The organism is Enterococcus caccae ATCC BAA-1240 (genome assembly GCF_000407145.1).
GTDB lineage: Bacteria > Bacillota > Bacilli > Lactobacillales > Enterococcaceae > Enterococcus_L > Enterococcus_L caccae.
Genome location: NZ_KE136476.1, coordinates 1 through 25093 on the forward strand (window position 1 = coordinate 1; position 25093 = coordinate 25093).

Genomic DNA, 25093 nt, shown 5'->3' on the forward strand with positions numbered 1-25093 from the left:
ATCAAACAAGCATTAAAACAACAAATTCTACAATTACAGTAGGAGAAACTTGGAATCCCGAAGATAATTTTGTATCAGCAACGGATAAAGAAGGCAAAGAAGTAGCCTATACAGAAATAAATGTAGAAGGAAACGTAGATACAAATAAAGCAGGAGAATATATCGTGACTTATAGTTATGGTTCAGTAACCCAAGAAGCAGTAATCACAGTAAAAGAAGCAGATATTGAAGATCAAACAAGCATTAAAACAACAAATTCTACAATTACAGTAGGAGAAACTTGGAATCCCGAAGATAATTTTGTATCAGCAACGGATAAAGAAGGCAAAGAAGTAACCTTTACAGAGATAAAGGTAGAAGGCCGTGTAGATACAAGTAAAGCAGGAGAATATACAGTGACTTATAGTTATGGTTCCGTAACCCAAAAAGCATTAATCACGGTAAAAGCAGCTGACATTGAAAATCAAACAAGTGTAAAAACATCAAATTCCACTATCACAGTAGGAGAAAAATGGACTCCCGAAGATAATTTTGTATCGGCGACAGATGAAGTAGGCAAAGAAATAGCGTTTATAGAAATAAAGGTAGAAGGCAGTGTAGATACAAGTAAAGCAGGAGAATATACAGTGACTTATAGCTATGGTTCAGTAACCCAAGAAGCAATAATCACAGTAAAAGAAGCAGATATTGAAGATCAAACAAGCATTAAAACAACAAACTCCACTATCACAGTAGGAGAAAAATGGACTCCCGAAGATAATTTTGTATCGGCGACAGATGAAGTAGGCAAAGAAATAGCGTTTATAGAAATAAAGGTAGAAGGCAGTGTAGATACAAGTAAAGCAGGAGAATATACAGTGACTTATAGCTATGGTTCAGTAACCCAAGAAGCAATAATCACAGTAAAAGAAGCAGATATTGAAGATCAAACAAGCATTAAAACAACAAACTCCACTATTCCAGTAGGAGAAAAATGGACTCCCGAAGATAATTTTGTATCAGCAACGGATAAAGAAGGCAAAGAAGTAGCCTTTACAGAAATAAAGGTAGAAGGAAACGTAGATACAAATAAAGCAGGAGAATATATCGTGACTTATAGTTATAGTTCAGTAACGCAAGAAGCAGTAATCACAGTTAGAAATAAAGAAGTAATTAATGATCTTGGTCAGACAACAGGGGATAATCAACCAAATACTTCATTAAACAATAATGAGGTTCAATCTAATAATTTTATTAGCGATGAAAAAACAAGTTCTCCAATCCAAGATAAAAAAATAGATGAAAAAATGAATGAAGAAAAGTATCTACCAAAAACAGGTGAGCAACAAAATATATTGGTTGTAATACTAGGATTAGTATTGCTTGTATCTAATTTTATGTTCCGATTATATGTCTCTAAAAGCAAAGAATAGTGTCTAAAATTTACCCACATTTTGAGAAATAAAGAAAAGATTTTCTATTTGTAGTATTATAATCAAGTGAAGGAATATTTCAAAAAAATGAAGGGAATGGAACATATGACCACATTTTATTTTGTTAGACATGGAAAGACTGAATTAAATTTAAGTTTACGCTTTCAAGGTGGAGAAATAGACTCGCCGCTGTTACCGATCGGAATTGAACAAGCGATTCAAGCAGGGCGTTATCTCTGCGATATTTCATTCGATATGGCAGCTATCAGTACTCAAAAAAGAGCAATGGATACAGCTAATTATATTCTTAAAGAAAATAAATTTTTAGACGGTGTAACTGTTCAGTACCAAGATAGTTTACGAGAACTCAAATTTGGTAAACGTGAGGGAGCCGAAATAGATCATACTGATCAACAAACAGATTATTTACGTAACCGACCTGATTTGTATGATCCTACGACTTTTGACGGCGAAACAATTGATTCGTTAGTACAACGTTCAACAGATACTATTGAAAAAATTGGGGAAAAATATCCAGATGGTAACGTGTTGATTGTGGCACATGGCGTTTTGCTGATCACATTGATCAATTCATTGATCGGAAAAGAAAAAGCACACTGGCGTCAAGGGGGTCCATTGGCGAATACTAGTATCTCCATTTTAGAAAAAGATCAGCTTACAAATGTATATACAGTCAAATCGTTTAATGATATTTCGTATCAAACACAAAATGAAGAAGCATAAATGAGTTGTTTCAATAGTTAGAAGAGGTGGGGATGTTATGAAAAAAATGGCAGTCTATTGCGGTGCCAGTTTGGGGAATAAGCCGTTATATGAAGAGCGGACGAAAGAATTAGGTCAATGGATGGGTCTTCATAAATACGATCTTGTTTATGGCGGCGGCAATGTTGGTCTAATGGGAGTTTTAGCGGATACAGTTATTGAAAATGGTGGTAAAGCAGTCGGTGTGATGCCATCTTTTCTGATAGATCGCGAATTAGCTCATCAAGAGATTACAGAAATGCATATTGTAACAGATATGCATGAACGAAAAAGAAAAATGATTGATTTAGCTGACTGCTATTTAGCCTTGCCGGGTGGTCCAGGAACCTTGGAAGAAATATCTGAAGTTGTTTCTTGGGGACGCGTTGGAGAGCATCAAAATCCTTGTGTCTTTTTTAATGTAGATGGTTATTATGATTTATTAGCTGGCTTTTTTGATAAGATGGTTATAGATGGGTTCTTAACAAAAGACGACCGAGCGAAGATATTCTTTTCAGATTCACTAGATGAAATCAACACATTTATTGATACATTTACACCGCTGAAGATTAGGCAATATAAATAAGCAAAAACTCGCATGATCTGTTATAGTTCATGCGAGTTTTTGTTCAATTGATTCTTAGACCCAGGTGCATTTTAAGTTTTAGATAAAATTCGATGTAAAAACTCTTTCGTTCGTTCTTCTTTTGGATGAACAAAGATATCATCAGATGTACCTTCTTCAGCAATCACACCTTTATCCATAAAAATCACACGGTCAGAGACTTCCTTTGCAAATTCCATCTCATGCGTGACAACGATCATTGTTAACCCTGTATGAGCTAAATCTTTCATGGTTTTCAATACCTCACCAACCATTTCAGGATCAAGGGCTGAGGTAGGTTCATCGAATAACATTACATCAGGATTCATCGATAACGCGCGAGCGATAGCTACACGCTGTTTTTGTCCACCTGAAAGCTGAGCAGGTTTTGCATCAATGAAGCGCTCCATCCCAACCTTATCTAAGTTTTCCAAAGCGATTTTACGTGCTTCTTCTTTTCCTCGTTTCAAGACAGTGATCTGTCCAGAGGTACAATTTTCTAAAACGTTCATATTATTAAATAGGTTAAACGATTGGAACACCATTCCTAAATGGGTACGATATTTAGGTAAGTTATATCCACGTTCTAAAACATTTTCACCGTTGTAGATAATTTTACCGCCAGTGGGCTTTTCTAATAAATTGATGCAACGTAAAAGAGTGGACTTTCCAGAACCAGAAGAACCGATGATAGTTACAACTTCTCCCTTGTTTACCGTCACATTAATATCTTTTAAAACTTCATTTTCACCGAAGCTTTTTCTTAGATGTTCGACTTCAATAATTTGGTTCATTATTATCTCCTCCTAATTTTAAAAGTTGAACAGGATCATTTAACCTGTGAAGCTAGATAGTTAGCTTTCTTTTAGAGTTTCTGCTTCCTCTAATTTGACGTAAGCAGAAGGACCATCCATTTTCTTTTCAACGATGCGTAATAGACGGGTAATTGCATAGGTCATGATCAAATACATGATTCCAACGATCGTAAAAGTTTGGAAAAATTGGAAGTTCGCGCCAGATGCTGCATTTCCTTGGAAGAATAAGTCTGCTACACCAATAACACTTAAGACAGCTGTATCTTTAATGTTGATAACAAATTCATTTCCTGTAGCAGGTAAAATATTACGTAAAACTTGAGGGACAATGACTTTACGCATTGTTTGACCATGTGTCATTCCAATTGCTTGAGCTGCTTCAAATTGACCTTGATCAACAGCAAAAATCCCGCCACGAACAATTTCTGACATATAAGCACCTGTATTGATTGAAACGATAAACAAGGCGGCAACTGTTCGATCTAAAGAAATACCAAAAGCCAAGGCTAAACCGTAGAATATAACCATTGCTTGAACCATCATAGGTGTGCCGCGGAAGACTTCGATATAAATTGAAAGCAATGCATTACCCAATTTTTGGAAGAAACGTTTTACTTTATTTTCAGATTCGGGAATTGTTCGAACGACACCAATCAATAATCCTAATGTTGTTCCGACAATTGTTCCAATCAAAGCGATAAATAAGGTTAAACCTGCACCACGTAAGAACATACTACCGTATTGATTCCAAATATTTTTGAAGTCAGATAAAACGCCTGATTTTTCACTATCGCTTGTTTCGGCAGCAGGCTGATCTTTGACTGCTTGATCCATTATCTTGGTGCGTTCTTCTGATGAAATATCTGATAAAATTTGATTGACTTTGGCAATGGAAGAATCAGCTTTCCGCATGCCAACTGCGATTTGGACATCTTCGGCATTGGTTTGGAAGCCATTTTCCTTAGAAAATTCAAGCATTTTTAACTCTTTATTGACGCTTGTAGCAGTGACCCCTTCAGGACGCTCACTAACATAACCATCAATCATGCCAGATGCTAAGGCTGTTCTCATAGCAGAGAAATTATCCATAGCTTGTTGTTTATTCACACCAGGAATTTGATCGATCACACTATAATGGAACGTATTTAGCTGTGCTGTGATTTTAGCACCTGATAGATCTTTCAAATTTTTAGCGTCTGCAAATTTACTTTTTTTCTGAATGACTACAACTAATTGTGATTCATAGTAAGGATCAGTAAAATCAATTTCTTTACGACGTTCTGCAGTAGGACTCATCCCAGCAATAATGGCATCGATTTTACCTGATTGTAGGGCAGGTGCTAGACCATCCCATTTTGTTTGAACGATCACGAGTTTTTTATCTAAGCCAGCGGCAATCTTTTTAGCGATTTGTACATCATAGCCGCCTGCATAAGAAGAATTTCCTTGAATGGGTACAGCACCGTTTGCATCTGTTTTTTGTGACCAGTTAAATGGTGCATAACCTGCCTCCATCCCAACACGGAATTCACCGTTAGTTTCTGTTCCTTCTGCTTGGCTGAATACGGGGGCACATAAAATACTTAAAATAAATACAACTAACAAGCCAAGTGAAAATGATTTTTTGTTCATGTTCGTCTTCCTTTCTTATACATCCTTGAATTTGTTCTACTATAATTTAGTTTAAAGAGTTTTGTAGGATGTGTCTAAACATATTATCCTTCACACAAAAAAGCAACCATACAAAAATGCATGGTTGCCTACTATCGTCAGGTACTCTCAACAAAAACATAGCGCAACTTAGCATCACTACTAAGACAGTCCGCAAGTTGTTCGCTTACGTCCCAACACATAACAGGGAGGCTGTTATGTATTTCGGCGATTTTTCCTAGACTTGCTTCGACGTGTCCTCTCACTCCACAAGCTTAATAAAAACCGCAACCTCTACCTCGAATTGAGGTACTATTTAATTATTAGATTCAAGTAAAAAGTGTACGTTATTTGAGTAGAAAAGTCAATAGGCGTTATAAATCATATAGAGGCTTAAAGTGAACAGTGTATTCTGAATACAGAACCCTCTACTAAGACTTTAGAAAAAAACTTAGTAGGAGTAATTTTAAGTTTGTTGAAACTGACTATTATATAAAGAAGCATACAATGAAGGTTTCGCCAATAATTCTTGGTGATTTCCTTTTTCCACGATATCGCCATCTTTCATTACTAAAATCAAATCAGCATTTTCAATCGTAGATAAACGGTGCGCAATCACAAAACTTGTTCGATTATTCGTCACTTCATCCATCGCTTTTTGAATATGAGCTTCCGTTCTAGTATCTACACTAGAGGTTGCTTCATCTAAAATAACCACAGGTGGGTTTGCTAAAATAATTCTAGCAATCGTCAATAATTGTTGCTGACCTTGTGACAATGAGCCGTTTTCGCTGGAAATGATCGAATCATAACCATTTGGCAATGTCCGAATAAAGTGATCACATTGGGCGATTTTAGCAGCTTCGATGACTTCTTCTCGTGTCGCGTCCATTCTTCCGTACGCGATGTTTTCCGCAATCGTTCCTTCAAATAGCCACGTATTTTGTAAAACCATCCCGAACATTGCGCGTAGATTTGTTCTTGAAAGATCTGTGATGTCTACGCCATCAAAGGTGATACGACCTCCATTTAATTCATAAAAACGCATTAGTAAGTTTACTAACGTTGTTTTACCTGCACCAGTTGGTCCGACGATCGCTACCATTTGTTTCGGTTTAACCGTGAAATCAACTTGCTTCATCAACATTTTTTCTTCTGTATAACCAAACTGAACGTTATCAAAAGCAATGGCGCCAGTTGGTCGATCGATGATTTGTAAGTTTGCTTTTTCTGGAACATCATCTTCGGCATCTAAAATCTCAAAGATCCGATCAACAGCTGCCAACGCTGCTTGAATCGAGTTAATGACGTAAGAAGCGGTAGAAATTGGTTCAGACACTTGATTGATATATTGTAGATAAGCTTGAAGCAGTCCAATCGTGATACCACCTTGTAAAACTAAGAATGCACCGATGATCGCACTGACAATAAATGCTAATTGATTGATCAAGCGAATTGCTGGATAAATTGCGAAGTTCATAAATTGAGCACTTAGAAAAGCTTTATAATGTTTTTGGTTCGTTTCTGAAATAACGTCTTTGGCATGATCTTGTTGATTAAATGTTTTTGTCACTAAATTACCAGATAAAAACTCTTCTGTTTTATTATTTAAAATCCCAAGTTCAGCCTGACTTGCTTCGGCTAATTTTTTGTTTTTGTTGGCAATTTTACCAGTTAAGTATGAGCTTCCTGCAATCAGGACAACGACGATCAATGTCAGTTTTACGTCAATGTAGAATAACATGATCCCGGCAAAGACGATCGTTGAGATTGATGTGAAGAATTGATTGATCCCAGTTAAGAAAACTTGTGATAGCTGATTTAAACTGGTTGTTGTTCGGCTTAAGATATCCCCTACTTGATGTTGATCAAAAAAGGCCATCGGTAATGATTTGAACTTTTTCGTGACTTCTTTTCTGACTCTTAATGTGATACGTTCGCTTAAGGAAGCCATCACACGCTCTTGTGTGTAGGACATCAAACTACTGATAATCGAAAATACGATCAGGATCAAAACGGGAGTCAATAAAGCTTCTTGGACCATTGAAAACGTGATGTGACCAACTCCGTGTGTTTTAATCAGAGACAGTAAATCATCAATGGCAATCCCCATAATAAATGGCATAGCAATAACTAAGGCATTGCCAATCAAACTACATAAAATCAAGCCGAAAAATATCGGACGTTCAGGTCGAATCAATTGAAAGAATCGTTTTAATGTTTGTTTATTTAATTTTTCCATCAGACTAGCGCTCCTTCCTTGATAATCCCTTGTGAGCGTGCAAACTCTTGGTAGGTTTTATTATTTTGTAATAGTTGGCTGTGTGTTCCTTGACCAACGATTTTTCCTTCATCTAGGACAATAATATTGTCTGCTTGTTGGATCGTGCTTAATCTTTGGGCAACGATCAGCAACGTTTTATCTGCCATTTCTTCTTTTAACGCGAGTCTTAACGCGGCATCTGTTTGATAATCAAGCGCTGAAAAGCTATCGTCAAAGATATAAATATCCGCAGGTTTGATCAACGCTCGAGCGATACACAAACGTTGTCTTTGTCCACCTGAGAAGTTTGTTCCGCCTTGAGCTACGAATGAATCATAGCCATCTTCTAACGTAGCAAGATAAGAAGCAAGTTGAGCGATTTCGGACGCTCGATCCATATCTGCTTTTGTTGCTTCAGGGTAACCCATCAATAAGTTGCTCTTGATGGTTCCGCTAAATAGAAAAGCTTTTTGAGGAACGTAGCTGATCTTAGAACGTAACTCTTCTTGTGTGACATTTCTAATATCCACACCATCGAATAAAATCGCGCCTTCAGAAACATCGCTAAGTCGCAATAATAATTTTGCTATCGTACTTTTACCAGAACCAGTCCCGCCAACGATGGCAGTTGTTTTTCCTTTTGGAATAATGAAATGAATATTCTCTAAAACGGGTTCATCTGCTTGATCATAACTAAATGTTACATGGTTTAAATCAATCAAGGCATCTTGTGATCCAGTTTCTTCAAGTAAAACAGGTTGGTCCGTATCTAAAATTTGATCTTGTGTATTCAAAATCTCTTCGATTCTTTTTACTGAAGCCAGTGATCTTGGTAGCATAACTAAAACCATTGCTGCAATCATCAAGTACGCAAGCGTTAGTAAAGAATATTCAACGACTGCTGAAACAGTTCCGATTTGCAAAATACCAACAGCAACTAAATTTCCACCAAACCATAGAATAGAAGAGAAAACCACACCCATCAACAAGAAGGCAACAGGAGTAATAAAAGCAAAAATACTATTTACTCGAATCATACCATTTGCGTAGTCAGAAAATGTTTTATTTGTCCGTTCTTCTTCATAATCTTGGTTGTTAAAAGCACGTATCATATTGATCCCAGTGAAAAATTCCCGCAATGTTACAATGATTTTGTCCATTTTTGGTTGGATCAATAGTGAAAGAGGCGTTCCTTTTTTCATTAAGATATAAACGATCAACCCAAAAGTGGCAATTGCGATCAGTGGTACTAAAGCTAACGTCGCTGAATAAGTGAATGTCATATAAAGTGAGAACACTGCAATGATCGGTGCAGGTAAAATTAGCTGTAGAAACAACACGATCATTTGCTGAATATTGTCAACGTCATTTGTCATTCGTGTCAGTAGCGAACCAGTTCCGAAATTGTCTGCATCTTTAATAGAAAATGTTTGGAGCTTGTCGAAAAACATTTCCCGTGTTTCTAAACCAAACTTAGCGGCTACTTTAGCTGAAAGATAACTTCCAGCAATAGCTGAGAGCGCACCAAATAAAGCCATTGCGAGCATTTTAAGCCCAATGATTTTGATTGATTGTTCGTTGCCGCTAGCAATTCCCACATCGATCAATTGAGCAACGAGTAACGGTACACCAAGTGTCCCGATGATTTGTAAACACAAACAAAGAACTGTTGCTAAAATAAGTGTCATATTTTTTTTAATGAAAAACTGAATAATTTTCATGAAAATTCCTCCTTTTCAAGACTCAAAAGGTATTCTACACCTTCAAGTTACTTGAAGGTCAATCATTTTTGATTATAATTAAAAGTAGAGGTGATTTTATGGAAAAAGAAAAACTATTGACGGTAGGACAAGTGGCTGAAATTATGAAATTGTCAAAGTCTAAAATTCGCTATTGGGATGACATGAATCTGCTTACCTCCTCTCGAAATCGGGATAATGGTTACCGAATGTTTGATATGGAGGATATCCTAACAATCAGTGATATCGATTTTTACCGCAAATTGGATATTCCTATCAATAAAATGACGAATCTTTATCGGAAATCACCAGAAGAACTATGGTCGATATTAGATGAAACACAAACACGTGTCGCAGATGAATTAGCTGAACTAGAGAAAAAACAACAAGGAATCAAACACAGAAAAGATCAATTGTTGAGTTTAATTAAGTTGAAGGAGAAAGAATTTATTGACGAGCCATTAGATGTGGAAAGAATTATTCCGATTGACTTAAAAGATCCCAATGAATTACAGACATATATTGATAATCCTTCTAGTTTAGTAGTTTATATCGATTCTAAAAATGAAAAAGAAATCATCTATGGCTTTGCTGTCACCACAAAAGAATTTGTAGAAGAGGTTTCAATTTGGCAACGACCAGAGCAAACAAATTATTCATACAAACAATTTCTACTTACGATCAAGTCAGATGATCCTTTAGATAATAACTTTCAATCGGTGAAAAACAAGTTGGAAGAACAAGGCTATCAAACTGGCACGATGGTTGGACGCTATATCATGACTGCAGAAGAGCAAGACGGTTTTTACAGAGATTATTATAAGGCATGGATCGAAGTGAATAACTAATATTTGGGGCATAAAAATCGTAATCTCGATAAGAAGATGCTATGATTTAGCCAACTACAAAAGGATTGATCAGTCTATGAAAAAATTACAAACAATTCAAGAGGTATTAACCTTTATAAATGAAACACACCTTGCTTTTTTATATGTTTCACAAGAAGATTGTTCGGTGTGTCATGCGCTCAAACCTAAATTGATTGAGCTATTAAAAAAATATCCTAAAATCGATTTGAGAGAAGTTGAAGCGGATAAAGTCAAAGAAATTTCAGCTGAGTATTTGATATTTTCAGCACCGACCTTACTTTTTTTCGTTGATGGAAAAGAGTATCTTCGTGAAGGGAAGTTTGTTCAATTTAAAAAATTAGCCAATTCTATTGAGAAAATTTATTCGTTCGAAGAGAGCCAAATGTAATGATAGAGGACGTTGTCAGCAAAATGTAAGCGTACTATTGACAAAGAATTTAAGTCGTTGTATACTTTGGTCAACGGATCGTTACTGGTTAAGCAGGCGTGACCTCTCACATTACTTTTTTTGGTGATGTTTGATATGGTCAGGTCTTTTTTCGTTTTTCAAGTCAAGAACAGGAGATAATTTCAATGAAAATACTGAAAGTTTTTAATAATAATGTTTCTTTGGTTTTAAATGATGACAATATCGAAGAAATCATTATGGGCAAAGGTGTCGGCTTCAACAAGCGTGAAGGTGATGTGATCGATTCAGCTCTGATTGAAAAAAGATTTGTTCTTGAAGGTAACAATTCCGTTAGTAACTTAGATAATCTGCTTGCACGAATCGATATTGAAGATATTGAACTGGCCAGTGATATTATTCAACTAGGTGAAGCAGAATTAGAACAATCAATCGATGATTCCATTTTGCTGACATTGTCCGATCATATTGGTTTTGTCTTAAATCGAGCTGCAGAAGGATTACAAATGCGCTCGCCATTAGAATGGGACATCAAACAAATTTATACAAAAGAATATGCATTTGCGTTGAAAGCTGTTCAAATGATGCGGGAGAAAACAGGGATTGAGATTCCAGACCAGGAAGCAGCTTTTATTACCCTTCATTTTGTCAATGCCTATAATTCTACTAGCAATATGAACGAAACAATGCTGACAACGAAAATCATTCAAAGCATTATCGATATTATTAAATACCATTATGGCAAAGAATATGATGAAACATCTTATGATTTTACTCGTTTCATTACCCATATTCGTTACTTCGTCAAAAGACAGCTAGACAAAGAAGTTTCATCAAATGAGGATTCGACCTTGATCAATTTGATCGCTGTCAAATATGAACAAGATTATCAGTGTGCAGTCAAAATCAAAACATTTTTGGAACAACAATATGATTGGACGATTTCCAATGATGAATTGATGTACTTAACACTTCACTTAAATCGCTTATCAAGCAATCAATAGGATCGTTACTGGTGAAGCAGGCGTGACCTAAGAAAAACACTTAGTGTATAAGTGTTTCTTAGGTCACTTTTTTTATAAAAAAATAGATCAAAGAGAGGAATTACTATCATGCGTTATGAAGAAGAAAGTAAAAAAATCATCGAGCTTGTTGGTGGGAAGTCGAATATCAATAGTTTAGTTCACTGTGCCACACGTTTAAGATTTAGTTTGAAAAATACCAAGAAAGCGGATAAAGAATCCTTAGAAAAACTTCCTTATGTCATGTCAGTGGTCAACAGTGGTGGGCAATATCAAGTGGTGATCGGTAGTAAAGTACCAGATTATTATGCAGCAATCCAATCACTCGCAAATTTAAACGAAGATGCACCTAAGACTGAGAAAAAGCTAAGTTTTAATTATGTATTTGAAGTGATTTCTGGTGCTTTCTCACCACTGATTCCAGCGATGGCAGGTTCTGGAATGATCAAAGCTGTTTTAACGATTTTAGTTGAAATGAAATTATTGGCGGATACTAGTTCAACTTATATGGTACTGAGTGCAGCAAGTAATGCGATCTTTTACTTCTTACCTGTTTTCTTAGGGATTACCTTAACGAAAAAAATTGGTGGGAATATGTATGTTGGTGGTGTGATCGGTGCGGCCTTGCTGGAACCATCATTCACGGGTATGATTGGTCAGGAGAAACTTGATTTCCTTGGCATCAATTTAAATGTTGTTGATTATGCAACGACGATTTTCCCGATTTTTGTCGCGATTTTTATTTACTCATTCGTAGATAAATTATTACGCAAAATTATTTTTAGAGACTTGCAATTATTTGCAGTACCAATGTTTAGTTTGATGATCATGGTTCCATTGACTGCTTTACTTTTTGGCCCATTTGGAACGGTTATTGGGGACGCATTATCACAAGGTGTTATGTGGTTGATTGGTAAAAGTGCCTTACTTTCAGGAATCGTTTTAGGTGGCGGAATGCCGTTTATGGTAATGTTTGGTCTGCACTGGGGCTTTTCTCCGATCACGCTTGAAAACTTGACTGTGATGGGCGGAGACCCAATCGAAGGAATGGCTGTGGCAGCTGTTTTTGCTCAAATTGGGATCGCGATTGGTTTCTATCTGAAATCTAAAAAGCATTCAAAAATGAAAGCTTTAGCTGGACCTTTAGCCTTAACTGGTTTATTTGCAGGTGTTACAGAACCAATTGTTTATGGATTGATTTTAAGATACAAACGTTTATTGCCGATCGTAGCAATTTCTGGTGCCATTGGTGGAGCAATTTGTGGTGTGACAGGTGTTACGATGAATGCTTATGTATTTCATAACATTTTCTCTATACCAGTTTATACACCAAAAGTAGGATACTTTATTGGCGTTGGTTCTGCTTTGATTGCAGGAGCTGTATTGACGTATTTCTTTGGTGTTAAAGAAGATGAAATGACTGATTTTTTACCTGAAACAGATCAAGGTGAAGATGATTTTCAAGAAACAACTGATGAAAGACCAACTCCAGCTACAAGTACATCTGAAACGATCGTGTACGCACCGCTTGAAGGTACGGTAATTCCTTTAAAAGAGGTTGATGATGATGTTTTTTCTAGCGAAATTGCTGGTAAAGGTGTGGCGATCATCCCATCAGATAATAAAGTTGTAGCCCCATTTGACGGAACTGTTGTCGCAATTTTCCCATCAAAACATGCGATTGGGTTGAAATCAAAGGGCGGTAGTGAATTATTGATCCATATCGGAATCAACACAGTCAATTTAAATGGGGAACACTTTGAAACAAAAGTTGAAATGGGTGATACAATCACACGTGGTCAAACATTACTAGTCTTTGATCGTGAAAAAATCGAACAAGCAGGTTATGCGATGACATCACCAGTGATTTTAACAGATGGCCCAAGTATGGAAACAATGAATATTATCAACACCACTGAGTCAGTTACACCAGAAACAAAACTATTTGTTGTAGGAACAGGTTTGGAGGAAGCACATAAATGAGAAATGATTTTTTATGGGGTGGTGCAGTAGCCGCTCATCAAGTAGAAGGCGGTTTTACTCAAGGTGGAAAAGGCGTAAGTATTGCCGATGTTATGACGGCTGGGTCAAAAGATCATGCACGAGAAATTACAGAGGGGATTATAGAAGGAAAATTTTATCCCAATCATGAAGCCATTGATTTTTACGGCCACTATCAAGAAGACATTAAGTTATTTGCCGAGATGGGATTTAAATGTTTAAGAACGAGTATCGCTTGGACGAGAATTTTTCCAAATGGCGATGAGCAAGAACCGAATGAAGCAGGCCTTGCTTTTTACGATAATTTGTTTGATGAATTATTAAAATACGGGATCGAGCCTGTAATCACGTTATCCCATTTTGAAATGCCTTATCACCTAGTAAAACAATATGGCGGTTGGCGTAGTCGGGAATTGATTGGTTTTTTCACTAAATTTGCTGTAACTGTGATGGAGCGTTATAAAGATAAAGTAAACTATTGGATGACCTTTAACGAAATCAATAACCAACGAATCTTAGAAAATCCAATTTATTCATTTACAAACTCCGGAATCCTTTATCAAGAAGGCGAAGACAAACTAAAAACGATGTACCAAGCAGCGCATTATCAATTTGTAGCGAGCGCAATCACAGTTTCTGAAGGAAAAAAAATCAATCCTGATTTTCAAATCGGCTGTATGTTAGCAGCAACACCGAATTATCCGCTGACAAGTGATCCAAGTGATATCATAGTAGCCCAACAAGAAGATGAGAAACAATTATTTTTCACAGATGTTCAAGTAAGAGGAAACTATCCTCGTTGGGCAGTCAAAGAATGGGAAAGAAAGGGCTATGATCTGGATATTACGGAGGAAGATTTACAGTTACTAAAAGCTGGCACAGTAGATTATATCGGTATCAGCTACTATTTAAGTAATACAATCTCAACACGTCCTGAAGCAGTTCGTTTGGAAGATGATTTACTTGGAGACAGCGCTCTTGTTGAAAATCCTTATGTAAGCATGACAGAATGGGGCTGGTCGATCGATCCTGCCGGCTTACGTCATTATCTAAATCTGTTAAGTAATCGCTATGAACGGCCAATTTTTATTGTAGAAAATGGTTTTGGCTACGCAGACATATTAGTAGAAGAGAAAGTCCACGATGTAGAAAGAATCGATTTTCTTAGCCAACATATCAGAGAAATGAAAAAAGCCATTGAAATAGATGGTGTAGAGGTTATCGGCTACACAGTTTGGGGCTGTATCGATCCGATTTCATTTACGACTGGAGAAATGCGCAAACGCTACGGTTTCATTTATGTCGATCGTGACAATCAAGGAAATGGTTCGTTGAAACGAATCAAAAAAGACTCCTTTGAATGGTATAAACACTTGATTCAAACAAATGGAGCAGAACTATAAAAAAGAGCAGTTTCTCTCATCGTATTTTAGTAAAATAGATACGGTGAGAGCTTTTTTGTCTGGAAAAGCATAAAATAGAGTGGAAGAAAAAGAATGGGGAATAACACAATGAAAAAGATGCTTGGGTTTATTATAGGTAGCCTAGTGGTGGGCGTACTTGCATGGAATTATTTGGGCGAAAATAAAGAGAAAGCTGCAGAACCATTAATGGAAAAAAAACAGGTTGAATTCTGGGTCGTAAGCGATCCTCATTATATCAATAACAATTTGACCGATTCAGGTTCCGCATATGAAAATATCAAGCGAACAGCAGCTGGTAAAGAGCTAGATTATCAAGAAGAAAGCTGGCAAGCTTTTATCGATAAAGCAATCGAACAAAAGCCAGATATGCTGATTCTTACAGGTGACCTGACCTTGAATGGTGAGAAAGCTAGTGCTGAAAGGTTGGCAGAGTTGCTCAAACAATTAACAGACAAAGGCATCAAAGTCTTTGTCATACCTGGCAATCATGATATCAATGACGGCTGGGCTAGAAAATTTGTTGGCGATAAACAAGAAAAGACAGCAGCGATATCGATTGCCGATTTTAAAGAAATTTTTGCAGAAAATGGCTATCAAAATGCAACTAGTTATGATAAAAGCTCATTGAGTTATTCTGTTGCTGTAAACCCAACGTATAATTTTCTTTTTCTTGATTCAAATATCTATCCCGATGATAATCAACCCCAAACAAGACCAGCAACTGGAGGGATGATTCGTGGGAAAACGATGAGTTGGGTCAAAAAACAACTAGAAGAAGGAAAACAAGCAAAGAAAAAAACACTCGTATTTATGCACCATAACATTTATGCGCATAATAAACTGCTATCCAGTGGCTTCGTACTTAATAATGCGGACAAGTTCAAACAACTCCTTGTAGAGTATCAAGTGCCAGTTGTATTTTCAGGACATATTCATGCACAAGACATCATGACTGAAATGATTGATAATAAACAACTGACAGAAATTGTTTCTGGTTCTTTTTCAATAACACCACAAAGTTACGGAGTAATTCATTTGGATGGGAATTTATTTAGCTATCGAAAAAATCAAAACGATGTAGATACTTGGGCGAAGGAAAACAATATCACAACACCTCAAGTGAGAAACTATAAGGAGTACCTCAGAAATAGTTTTATAGAGGATGGTAAACGACTAGCCTACGCTCAACTGATTGATAGTGGCATGACCGACGAAGCACAAATGGATATAGCGGCTGATTTTGTGGGGAAAATGAATGTTCGTTTTTTTTCTGGAGAAGATTATAGTTCAGATGGAGTGATCGAAAAGCTCAAGCAAGAAAAAGGCTATCAGATCATCGCAGAAAATAGTAAGTTTTTGAAAGAGTACATCGATTCGATCATTCAGGATAAAAATGAAGAGGACAATCGATTAAAAAAAGAATTTTAAGCTACAGTAAAAACTTCTCTGATTCTAAATAGGATAAGAGAAGTTTTTTATCGATAGCTTTTCGCTATCATACCTACTATATAACTATTACCCGTTTGTTCGATTTTGTACTATCATAGTAAGATAAAGAAAACGCTCTAAAAATAGTGGTTTACTAAAGAAAAGGAGAGAGTAAAATGGAATTGATTTCAAGTGAAAATGGATTTGAGTTGATACATCAAAGTGGGAACTGGGTATTGAAAAAAGAGATCGGTTTTTCTCCAGTAGAAATGCTTGTCGCATCAATCGGTGCTTGCGGTGCATATGTTTATGAAAAAATACTCACGAATTCTCATATTGATTTTACTATAGACAAAGTAGAAATTTCTTACGAACGAGCAGAAGAGAAGCAAGCAAAACCATTAAGTCATGTTTTGATCACGTTTTCAATTCGTTTGCCTGAGGAAGAACAAGGAAAAGCTAAACGAGCATTGAAATTGATTGGGAAAAATTGTCCAGTCATGCAGTCATTAGATCCAGAAATAACGGTAGTAGAAGAAGTGATGTTTAGTTAGTTTATTGGTGACGTATCAATAAATGATTTAAGGAGGAGCACGATGAAAAAGTTTTTCATGATCAGCACGCTGGCATTGTTAGTGTTGGTGACAGGTTGCAATTCAGCTGAAAAAACAACATCAGATGAATCAAAAAAAGCAATCGTCCATTTTACTGAACCAGCTGAACTATTAACGTTAGATACAACTCAAGAAGAAGATTTTACTAGTTTTAATGCTCAGAACCAAGTACTGGAAGGCCTTTATCAATTAAATGAAAAAGACGAAACCATACCAGCTGTAGCAACAGCTTTACCAGAAATCAGTGAAGATAAACAAACCTACACGATTTCTTTAAGAAAGGATGCAAAATGGTCAAACGGCGAAGCCGTTACGGCAAATGATTTTCTTTATGCATGGAGACGGGCAGTCACACCAGAAACGGCGCCTTCTTATGCTAGTTTATTTGTTTCTTCTATAAAAAATGCTGAAGCTATTTATCAAGGGAAAATAAAACCAGTAGAGCTTGGAGTGCAAGCACCTGATGACCATACTCTCGTGATTCATCTAGTGAAACCAATCCCTTATTTTACATCATTGTTAACGTTTGAAACCTTTTTCCCTATCAACCAAGCATTTGCTGAAAAACAAGGTAGTGACTATGGTACTTCAGCCAAAACGACTCTCTATAATGGACCATTCGTTCTAAAAGGGTGGGAACAAAATTCTGATACATGGCGGTATGTTAAAAATCCCAAATACTGGGATCAGAAAAATGTTAACGTTGATGAAATTCAAACAACAGTTGTAAAATCAACGAGTACAGCAGTGAATTTATATCAAACGGATGAACTTGACCGTGTAGTACTTGATGGTGAATTCTCTAAACAATATAAGAACGATCCTGATTTTCAAAATCAAAATGATACAAAGATGGGCTACTTACGTTTTAATCAAGGACAAGGAAAATTCTTAGCAAACGTCAACTTACGAAAAGCAATCTCTTTGGCGCTCGACCGAGAAACATTTGTCAAAAATGTCTTGGGAGACGGTTCGATTGCAGCGAAAGGCTTCGTTCCTCAAAATTTTGTTCAAAATCCAACAACAGGGGAAGATTTTAGAACCGAAAACGGAGTGCAGCAAACATTCGATAAAACAGCTGCACAAAAAGCTTATGCTGAAGCAAAAAAAGAACTCAATAAAGAAGAGATCACTTTAGTATATTTGAGTAAAGACACAGATACAGAGAAGAAAACCGCTGAATACTTAGCAAGCCAAATTGCTGAAGTTTTGCCAGGCATCAAGTTTGAGATTACCACTTTACCAAGCAATAATTTACAAGATCGCTATTTATCTGGTGACTATGATATTGCGTTTGGTCAATGGATGCCAGACTTTAAAGATGCGATTACGTTTTTAGATATGTTTGCTTCAACATCGGGGTTAAATCATGTGAACTATAAAAATCCAACCTATGATCGATTGATTCAAGCCGCTTCAGAAACAGACGCAGCAAATGAAGAAAAAAGATGGTCTGACTTATTACAAGCTGAACATGTTTTATTGGCAGAAGATTATACAGTTGCGCCGCTTTATCAACAACAAACAGCATTGTTACAAAAGAAAACTATCAGTGGTGTAGTGAAGCATGCTTTTGGTTCACCATATAGTTTTAAATATATTCAAGTTAAAGAGCAGAAATAAACGAATCATATAGGAACTGGGGCAGCCGTAAAAACGTTGCCCCAGTTTTTTTGTGCAAATTTTTTGTTTTTTTGCTTGACACATGACTGACTGTTCATGTATTATGAATATATAATATATGAATGATTATTCATGTGAAAGTGAATTGTATCTTTTCAGAAAACAAATGAAGGAGGAACTATAAAATGGACACAACAAAAGCACACGAACACAGTTGCTCTAGTACAAAAGGGCATAACCATGATCACGAAACAGGTCATAATCATGGTAAATCTCCAGTTATTTTATTTTTTACAGGATTCGCTATTTTTATCGTCGCATTTTTTCTCAATGAAGGGTCTCTACTCCAAGATATTCTTTTTATAAGCGCAATGCTATTATCTGGTTATCACATTATTTTAGAAGGTATTGTTGATACAATCAGTGAATCAAAAGAACAAAGAAAATTTGTACCCAATGTTCACATTTTGATGACTTTAGCAGCCTTTGGAGCAACGATCATTGGCAATTACGAAGAAGGTGCATTGTTGATCATCATTTTTGCAGCAGCTCATTTTCTTGAAGAATATGCAGAAGGGCGCAGCAAAAGAGAAATCACGAATTTACTTAAAATGAATCCGACCGAAGCACGCTTGATCCAAGCAGATGGCAGTGTGAAAACAGTCAATGTTGCCGCTTTAAAAATCGGTGACAAATTGCAAGTCTTGAATGGTGATCAAATTGCTACAGATGGTATCATTTTATCTGGTCGTACCTCAATCGATGAATCTTCAATCAATGGTGAAAGTATACCTAGAGAAAAAACAGTTGGTGATGAAGTATTTGGCAGTACGATCAATGGTACGGGAACATTTACAATGGAAGTTACCAAAGACAGCAAGGATACAGTTTTTGCTAAAATCCTTCAATTAGTTGATCAGTCCCAATCAAATTTGTCAAAAACGGCTACTAAGATTCAAAAATTAGAACCGTATTATGTAACGATTGTTTTGATTGTAGTACCGATTTTTATAGCAATTGGCCCAGTTCTATTTAATTGGTCATGGAATGAAAGTTTTTATCGCGGTATGGTGTTCTTGATTTCAGCATCACCTTGTGCTTTAGCTGCTAGCGCTGTGCCAGCAACATTATCAGGGATTTCCAACTTGGCCAAAAGAGGTGTCTTGTTTAAAGGCGGTTCTTATCTCGCAAACTTAGCAACGATCAAATCAGTTGCTTTTGATAAAACAGGTACTTTAACGAAAGGGAAACCATCTGTAACTGATTTTTACTTCTTAGCAGATAGAGCTCAACTAACAGAACAAACCTGTATCGATTTAATCGTTGCCATGGAAAAAACGGCAAACCATCCACTAGCAAATGCGATTTTAGATAAATTTAAAGCTGATAGAGTACTTAGTTTAACAGTTGAAAATGAAATTGGTAAAGGACTAGTTACGAAATATCAAGGAGATACTTATCAAATTGGTAAACCAGAAATATTCAGTTTAGTTAATACTCAAATCAATGCTCATAATGAACAATATGCTAAAGAAGGAAAAACAGTTGTTTATTTCGCAAAAAACAATGAAGTGATTGGATTGATTGCAATGATGGATGTACCGAATGAAAATGCCAAGACAGTCATTCAGTATTTGAAATCACAAGGAATCCATACAACGATGATTACTGGAGATGCAGAATTAACTGGGCAGGCAGTTGGTCGTCAAATTGGCATCGATGAGGTTGTTGGAAATGTTTTGCCAGAAAATAAAGCAGCAATCATCAAAGATCAGCAAGCTCGGTTCGGTAATGTCGCAATGCTAGGCGATGGTGTCAATGATGCACCAGCGTTAGTAACAGCAGATATTGGTGTTGCTATGGGAGACGGCACTGATATTGCTATTGATGTTGCGGATGCAGTATTGATGCAAAATGATTTGACCAAATTTAGTTATGCTCATAAAGTATCTAAACGCTTAGATCGCGTTGTTTGGCAAAATATTATTTTTTCAATGTTTATCGTCGTTGCATTGATTACGTTGAATATCCTTGGAAAAATGGACATTACGATCGGCGTGATTGCACATGAAGGAAGTACATTATTAGTCATTTTCAATGGTTTACGATTACTTATTCCTTCAAAAGAGTAGATGAAAGAATTTTGGACAAAAGTGTTTAATTTCAAGAACCAAGCAGGAATTGTGCAACAATTTCAACTTATTTCCAAAGCCTTCAAATCTTAGTGCTTTAGCACTTAGAATTTGATGTGATCAATTGAGTGGGATATGACTCGTAGAGCTATGTCCCGCTCAATTTGTGTATCATCGAATCACTTTGTTTTTTATGTTGTATATCAAGGTGATTGAAGTGTAACGAAGTAGTTACTTCTTCGTTCGTCATTTATTCAGATTCCTTGGTGTAAGCAGACAGATCCGAAAGGTGAGTTATTATCTGAACTGTTTATGTGACCGTTATTAGGTGCCTATTTTTCTTGTTGAAAATGGTTTCGGTGCGATCGAGGAATTAGCAGAATTTGAGGGGACAACAAAAACTGTAGTAGACGATTATCGTATTGACTATTTGAAGGATCATTTAGTTTAAGTGACCGAAGTAATTGAAACTGGAGTAGAAGTTATGAGTTACACCTCATGTGGATGTATCGATTAGGTCATCACGACAAACGGTCAAAATCTTGTTAAAAATGGAATAAAATTGCTAAAATCGATTCTATTTGTAATTATCACGAAAAATATTTTCTTAATTTTTTATTAATTTAAAAAAATCGATGGAATTTCAAGGGATTTATTCCGGAATTTTCATTTCGTTTCAAAACAATCAATAACAAATAAATAAAACGGTAGAAAGAGATATAAATGATATAATTATCGTTTTTATGGTTATTAAAAAGTGGGATTCAGTAGTGGTGGTTGCTTATTTACTAAGTTCCACTGCTTTTTTAGTTTACTGATAAAAAAAGTTTTTGGTGAATGTAACACGCATTTTAAAGACGATTTTGGATGTTTAGAGATGGGGAAGCGCTATTCACTTTAACATAGAGCAGCTTTTTTTGTATCGATAAAATTAGACACAAAAATAAAATAGATAGCTGGGAATTTTTAGATTGTAATTATAAAAAAACACGTATTTCATTTATTATAAATCTTTTTTTTTGTAAAAAAATATGAACGATAGTTTTGCTATCATAAAATTGGAAATAAAGCGTGAATTCAGTTTGTTTGTTTGAGCTTTATCTGATAAAATGTAAGGAGGTAGGTATGTTTTTAAACCACTATTTTTTGATAACTACAAAAGATGGTGAGGCTTGTTGAATGCGACTAGCTAAAAGAAGCCAGTTACGTAATTAAAAAATACCTAGAAGTGAAATTGGTTATTTTTATAAATAAAAAATTACGGCACTCGTCACTATAGTTGTATACATAGATAGACAGTTCAAATAATTCACTTAAGTTTCAATTGTACAGTAAAAATAATCAATGAAGAGATAGCCCTATTTTTGTAGAAGGACGTGAGCATATGCTAAAAATTTTTGGCAAAGGTAAAAAAAGAAAAAAATACGAAGATTATGATGATGAAGATTACGATGACGACGATTACTATGATGACGACTATGATGATGATTATGACGACGACGAAGACTACGACGATGATGAAGATTATGATGACGACGACGAAGACTACGACGATGATGAAGATTATGATGACGACGAAGACTATGACGACGATGATGATGATGAAGATTATGATGATGACGAAGACTACGATGATGACGATGAAGATTATGATGACGAAGAAGAAGCTCGTCCATTGTTCTCACGTAAAAAGAAAAAAACAGTTCCAGCTCCATCTAGAAAACCAAAACCAAAGAAAAAGAGACCACCGGTCAATGAAGTTATTGACGATGATGAATTAGAAGAACTGCAAGAAGAAAATGAACAGCTTCAAGGCGAACTACGTGAAGTAAAAGCGGAATTACGCAAGCACAAGAGAGAAATCACTCAGCTGCAAAATCAAGTAGATGCAGCTCAGGAAACGAATGAATCATTAGAAAATGAACTGTCGATGGTACAAGCTGTACCAAAAGATTACGATGCTCGCATGGCAGAACTTGAACAAGTCAAAATGAAATATAACAGCTTGTTACGTGACAGCAATCGTCAAATTGATGAAACAGATTTGAATCGTAAAAAAGCTGAGCGCTTTGCAAACAAGATCAGACAGTATGAACAAGAGCTTCTAGCTAAACAAGAAGAAATAGACAAACTTTCAGAAGATCGGATTGTGATCATGGCATCAGATACACCAACGGATACTGGTGCTTATGAAGAGTTGGCGAAAGTTCGTCAAGAATTGGAAGAAACAAAACATCAATTAGCACAAAAAATGAGTGATGTTGACCAACAGCTTTCCAAAGAAGACATTGGCGAAGTTTTACTAGAGGCGAAGAGACAAGCAAAAGAAATCGTCAATCAAGCGAATCAGCATGCACAGATGATTAATGAAGAAACGAAGAGAAAAGCGAGTGTTTTAAAACGCTTAGAACGTGCTGAGCAAGAATATCAAAATTATTACAAACGTATTAAAGATGTTAAAGAAGAGTCAGAACAAGCATTTAACCAAATCATCAATTTGGTGAAAGAAGATACTGATTAACAAGAAAGAGAGGGCACAGAATGAAAAAAAGAAATCTAAACAGTAAACAATTACGATTATTGAGTGTAGGGTTACTTACTTCAAGTGCTGTCCTTTCTGTTAACGATGTTCAACCAATTGTTGCGAAAGAAATCGATGACAAAGCAACTTCAAGCTCCGAAGAACGAGAGCAAGTAACAATTTTATCTTCAACTAAGGAACACGAAACAACAGAAAGTACAGTAGAAGGAATCGAAACTAGCTCTACTATCGAAACTAGCTCTACTATCGAAAACAGTACGGATTCTTCAACAATAGATTCAACTGAAGAATCCAGCAGTGAGTCGACAAGTTCATCAGATGAGACTAGCTCTACGCAAAATACGACAGATTCGACAAGTTCGACAAGTTCATCTGAATCATCGACACCAACGACAGATTCGACGACTAGTACCTCTACAAGTAGCACTAGTACAACGAGTTCAACAACAACTCCGTCGAAACCGAAACCAAAACCAAAACCAAAACCAAAACCAAAGCCGAAGCCGAACCAACCAGCACCACCAGCTAAAGGTCCTAGCCAACAGCCCAACGTAGCGACACAACGGCCAAGTAGACCGAATACTGGAGCGGTAACGGGCAATAATGCTAACCATAGCTCTGCCGGATCAGATCAGGTATTTCATATCAGTCCTAATCTAACAACCAAAAGTTTTGTTAAAGTAATTGGGGAGGATGCTCGTTCGATAGCTGGTGAGAACAATTTATATGCTTCAGTGATGATTGCGCAGGCAATTTTAGAAAGTGCTTCTGGAAACAGTGCACTAGCTTCTGCACCAAACTATAATTTATTTGGAATAAAAGGTAGCTATGAAGGTGCCAGCGCCAATTTTCTAACGAGTGAAGATAATGGTTCTGGGAGCATGTTTACGATTCGTTCCAATTTTAGAAAGTATCCATCGTATAAAGAATCACTTGGGGATTACGTAAAGCTTCTGAGAGGTGGTACCGATTCTAGCAGTGCTTTTTATAGTGGTACTTGGAAAACCAATACAAAATCTTATAAAGATGCAACGAAATTCCTAACAGGTCGTTATGCAACAGATACTAGCTATAATTCAAAATTGAATGGCTTGATTGATGCGTATGATTTAACGCAATATGATACATTAAAAGATAAGAAAAATACCAAAAAAGCAAAGAAAATCAAGTTGAATACTTCGTTTGATAAGTTGCAAAAGAAAGATGACCAACTAGATCAAAAAATCGAATACCTTACACATATTGTGAAAAAAGGTGAGTCACTTAAATCGATTAGTAAGTTATACAATATTTCAACGTTGGCTATTTTAGAAAAAAACCAATTAGATCGACGTATGCTGTTTATCGGTCAAAAATTGAGTGTGCCAAAACAAGACGAAAAAAGCACAGTAGTACCAAAAGAAGATGCAGTAGACCGTTCGTTGGAGATGGTTCAAAATCTGTCCAATGCATTCTCAAGTCAAGCAAAGGATAAGTCTACGGCTAAAAAAGAGTCAAAAACGACTTCAGCGAAAAAGACAACAAATACAGCGAAACAAACAAAAACAACAAAAGAAACAAGTGAAACAACCACTAGAAAAGAAGTAAAAGATTATCAAGTAAGTGCAACTCGTAAGAAGACAAAAGAAACTTACGAAGTGAAAAAAGGAGATACTTTAGCGAGTATTTCTAAAAAAACAGGCATTTCAGTTTGGTCGTTAAAAGAGTGGAACGACTTAGATCAATACTTTTTAACTGAAGGTCAGCAACTTATTTTAGCACCTGTATATGATCTGCAATCTTAAAAA

At 36.2% G+C, this 25093-nt stretch carries 19 protein-coding genes and 1 riboswitch; of the genes, 15 read left to right on the forward strand and 4 right to left on the reverse strand.

Annotated elements, in window-relative coordinates; genetic code table 11:
- The 3 genes from I580_RS14575 to I580_RS14585 all read left to right on the forward strand — a co-directional run.
- Positions 1-1412, forward strand: a 1412-nt coding sequence (locus tag I580_RS14575; protein WP_016249803.1) for a bacterial Ig-like domain-containing protein, incomplete at its 5' end; no start/stop codon positions are given.
- Between the two features lie 105 nt (positions 1413-1517).
- Positions 1518-2156: a histidine phosphatase family protein gene (locus I580_RS14580; protein ID WP_034860073.1), complete on the forward strand. Its 639-nt coding sequence runs from the start codon at positions 1518-1520 to the stop codon at positions 2154-2156.
- Positions 2157-2193: 37 nt separating this feature from the next.
- A complete protein-coding gene (locus I580_RS14585) occupies positions 2194-2760 on the forward strand; it encodes an LOG family protein (protein ID WP_010770658.1) in 567 nt (188 codons plus the stop codon).
- Positions 2761-2831: 71 nt separating this feature from the next.
- Here the strand turns inward: I580_RS14585 and I580_RS14590 are convergent, their stop codons facing one another.
- From I580_RS14590 to I580_RS14605, 4 genes are all read right to left on the reverse strand, one after another.
- Entirely contained in the window at positions 2832-3572 is a 741-nt protein-coding gene (locus tag I580_RS14590; RefSeq protein WP_010770659.1) for an amino acid ABC transporter ATP-binding protein, read from the reverse strand.
- A 60-nt stretch (positions 3573-3632) separates the two neighbouring features.
- Positions 3633-5225 carry an ABC transporter permease subunit gene (locus I580_RS14595; RefSeq protein WP_010770660.1) on the reverse strand — a complete coding sequence of 531 codons (1593 nt, stop codon included), beginning with the start codon at positions 5223-5225 and terminating at the stop codon, positions 3633-3635.
- Between the two features lie 151 nt (positions 5226-5376).
- Positions 5377-5548, reverse strand: a riboswitch (Lysine riboswitch).
- 161 nt (positions 5549-5709) lie between these two features.
- Positions 5710-7485: an ABC transporter ATP-binding protein gene (locus tag I580_RS14600; RefSeq protein ID WP_010770661.1), complete on the reverse strand. Its 1776-nt coding sequence runs from the start codon at positions 7483-7485 to the stop codon at positions 5710-5712.
- Positions 7485-9227 carry an ABC transporter ATP-binding protein gene (locus I580_RS14605; RefSeq protein WP_010770662.1) on the reverse strand — a complete coding sequence of 581 codons (1743 nt, stop codon included), beginning with the start codon at positions 9225-9227 and terminating at the stop codon, positions 7485-7487. The genes I580_RS14600 and I580_RS14605 overlap by 1 nt, the downstream gene beginning before the upstream one ends.
- Before the next feature lie 98 nt (positions 9228-9325).
- Here I580_RS14605 and I580_RS14610 point away from each other — a divergent pair, with 98 nt between their 5' ends.
- The 12 genes from I580_RS14610 to I580_RS14660 all read left to right on the forward strand — a co-directional run bounded on the left by I580_RS14610 (position 9326) and on the right by I580_RS14660 (position 25090).
- Positions 9326-10093 (forward strand): MerR family transcriptional regulator, encoded by a 768-nt coding sequence (locus I580_RS14610; RefSeq protein WP_010770663.1) that lies wholly within the window; start codon positions 9326-9328, stop codon positions 10091-10093.
- A gap of 76 nt (positions 10094-10169) precedes the next feature.
- Entirely contained in the window at positions 10170-10502 is a 333-nt protein-coding gene (locus tag I580_RS14615; RefSeq protein ID WP_010770664.1) for a thioredoxin family protein, read from the forward strand.
- A 185-nt stretch (positions 10503-10687) separates the two neighbouring features.
- A complete protein-coding gene (gene licT, locus I580_RS14620) occupies positions 10688-11524 on the forward strand; it encodes a BglG family transcription antiterminator LicT (RefSeq protein ID WP_010770665.1) in 837 nt (278 codons plus the stop codon).
- Positions 11525-11632: 108 nt separating this feature from the next.
- The gene (locus tag I580_RS14625) at positions 11633-13525 is read left to right on the forward strand and encodes a beta-glucoside-specific PTS transporter subunit IIABC (RefSeq protein WP_010770666.1); all 1893 of its coding nucleotides are present in this window, start codon (positions 11633-11635) and stop codon (positions 13523-13525) included.
- Positions 13522-14946 carry a 6-phospho-beta-glucosidase gene (locus tag I580_RS14630; RefSeq protein ID WP_010770667.1) on the forward strand — a complete coding sequence of 475 codons (1425 nt, stop codon included), beginning with the start codon at positions 13522-13524 and terminating at the stop codon, positions 14944-14946. The genes I580_RS14625 and I580_RS14630 overlap by 4 nt, the downstream gene beginning before the upstream one ends.
- A 93-nt stretch (positions 14947-15039) precedes the next feature.
- A complete protein-coding gene (locus tag I580_RS14635) occupies positions 15040-16395 on the forward strand; it encodes a metallophosphoesterase (protein ID WP_010770668.1) in 1356 nt (451 codons plus the stop codon).
- A 176-nt stretch (positions 16396-16571) separates the two neighbouring features.
- A complete protein-coding gene (locus I580_RS14640) occupies positions 16572-16949 on the forward strand; it encodes an OsmC family protein (RefSeq protein WP_010770669.1) in 378 nt (125 codons plus the stop codon).
- Positions 16950-16991: 42 nt separating this feature from the next.
- On the forward strand, positions 16992-18632 hold the full coding sequence (locus I580_RS14645; RefSeq protein ID WP_010770670.1) for a peptide ABC transporter substrate-binding protein: 1641 nt from the start codon (positions 16992-16994) through the stop codon (positions 18630-18632).
- Between the two features lie 185 nt (positions 18633-18817).
- Complete coding sequence (locus tag I580_RS14650; protein ID WP_010770671.1) at positions 18818-20764, forward strand: heavy metal translocating P-type ATPase; 1947 nt, start codon at positions 18818-18820, stop codon at positions 20762-20764.
- A gap of 328 nt (positions 20765-21092) precedes the next feature.
- Positions 21093-21215, forward strand: coding sequence for a family 1 glycosylhydrolase (locus tag I580_RS17295; RefSeq protein ID WP_245558631.1), 123 nt, complete (start codon positions 21093-21095; stop codon positions 21213-21215).
- A 933-nt stretch (positions 21216-22148) separates the two neighbouring features.
- Positions 22149-23285 carry a coiled-coil domain-containing protein gene (locus I580_RS14655; protein WP_010770672.1) on the forward strand — a complete coding sequence of 379 codons (1137 nt, stop codon included), beginning with the start codon at positions 22149-22151 and terminating at the stop codon, positions 23283-23285.
- A 20-nt stretch (positions 23286-23305) separates the two neighbouring features.
- A complete protein-coding gene (locus I580_RS14660; protein WP_010770673.1) occupies positions 23306-25090 on the forward strand; it encodes a glucosaminidase domain-containing protein in 1785 nt (594 codons plus the stop codon).
- The last annotated feature ends 3 nt before the right edge of the window (positions 25091-25093 follow it).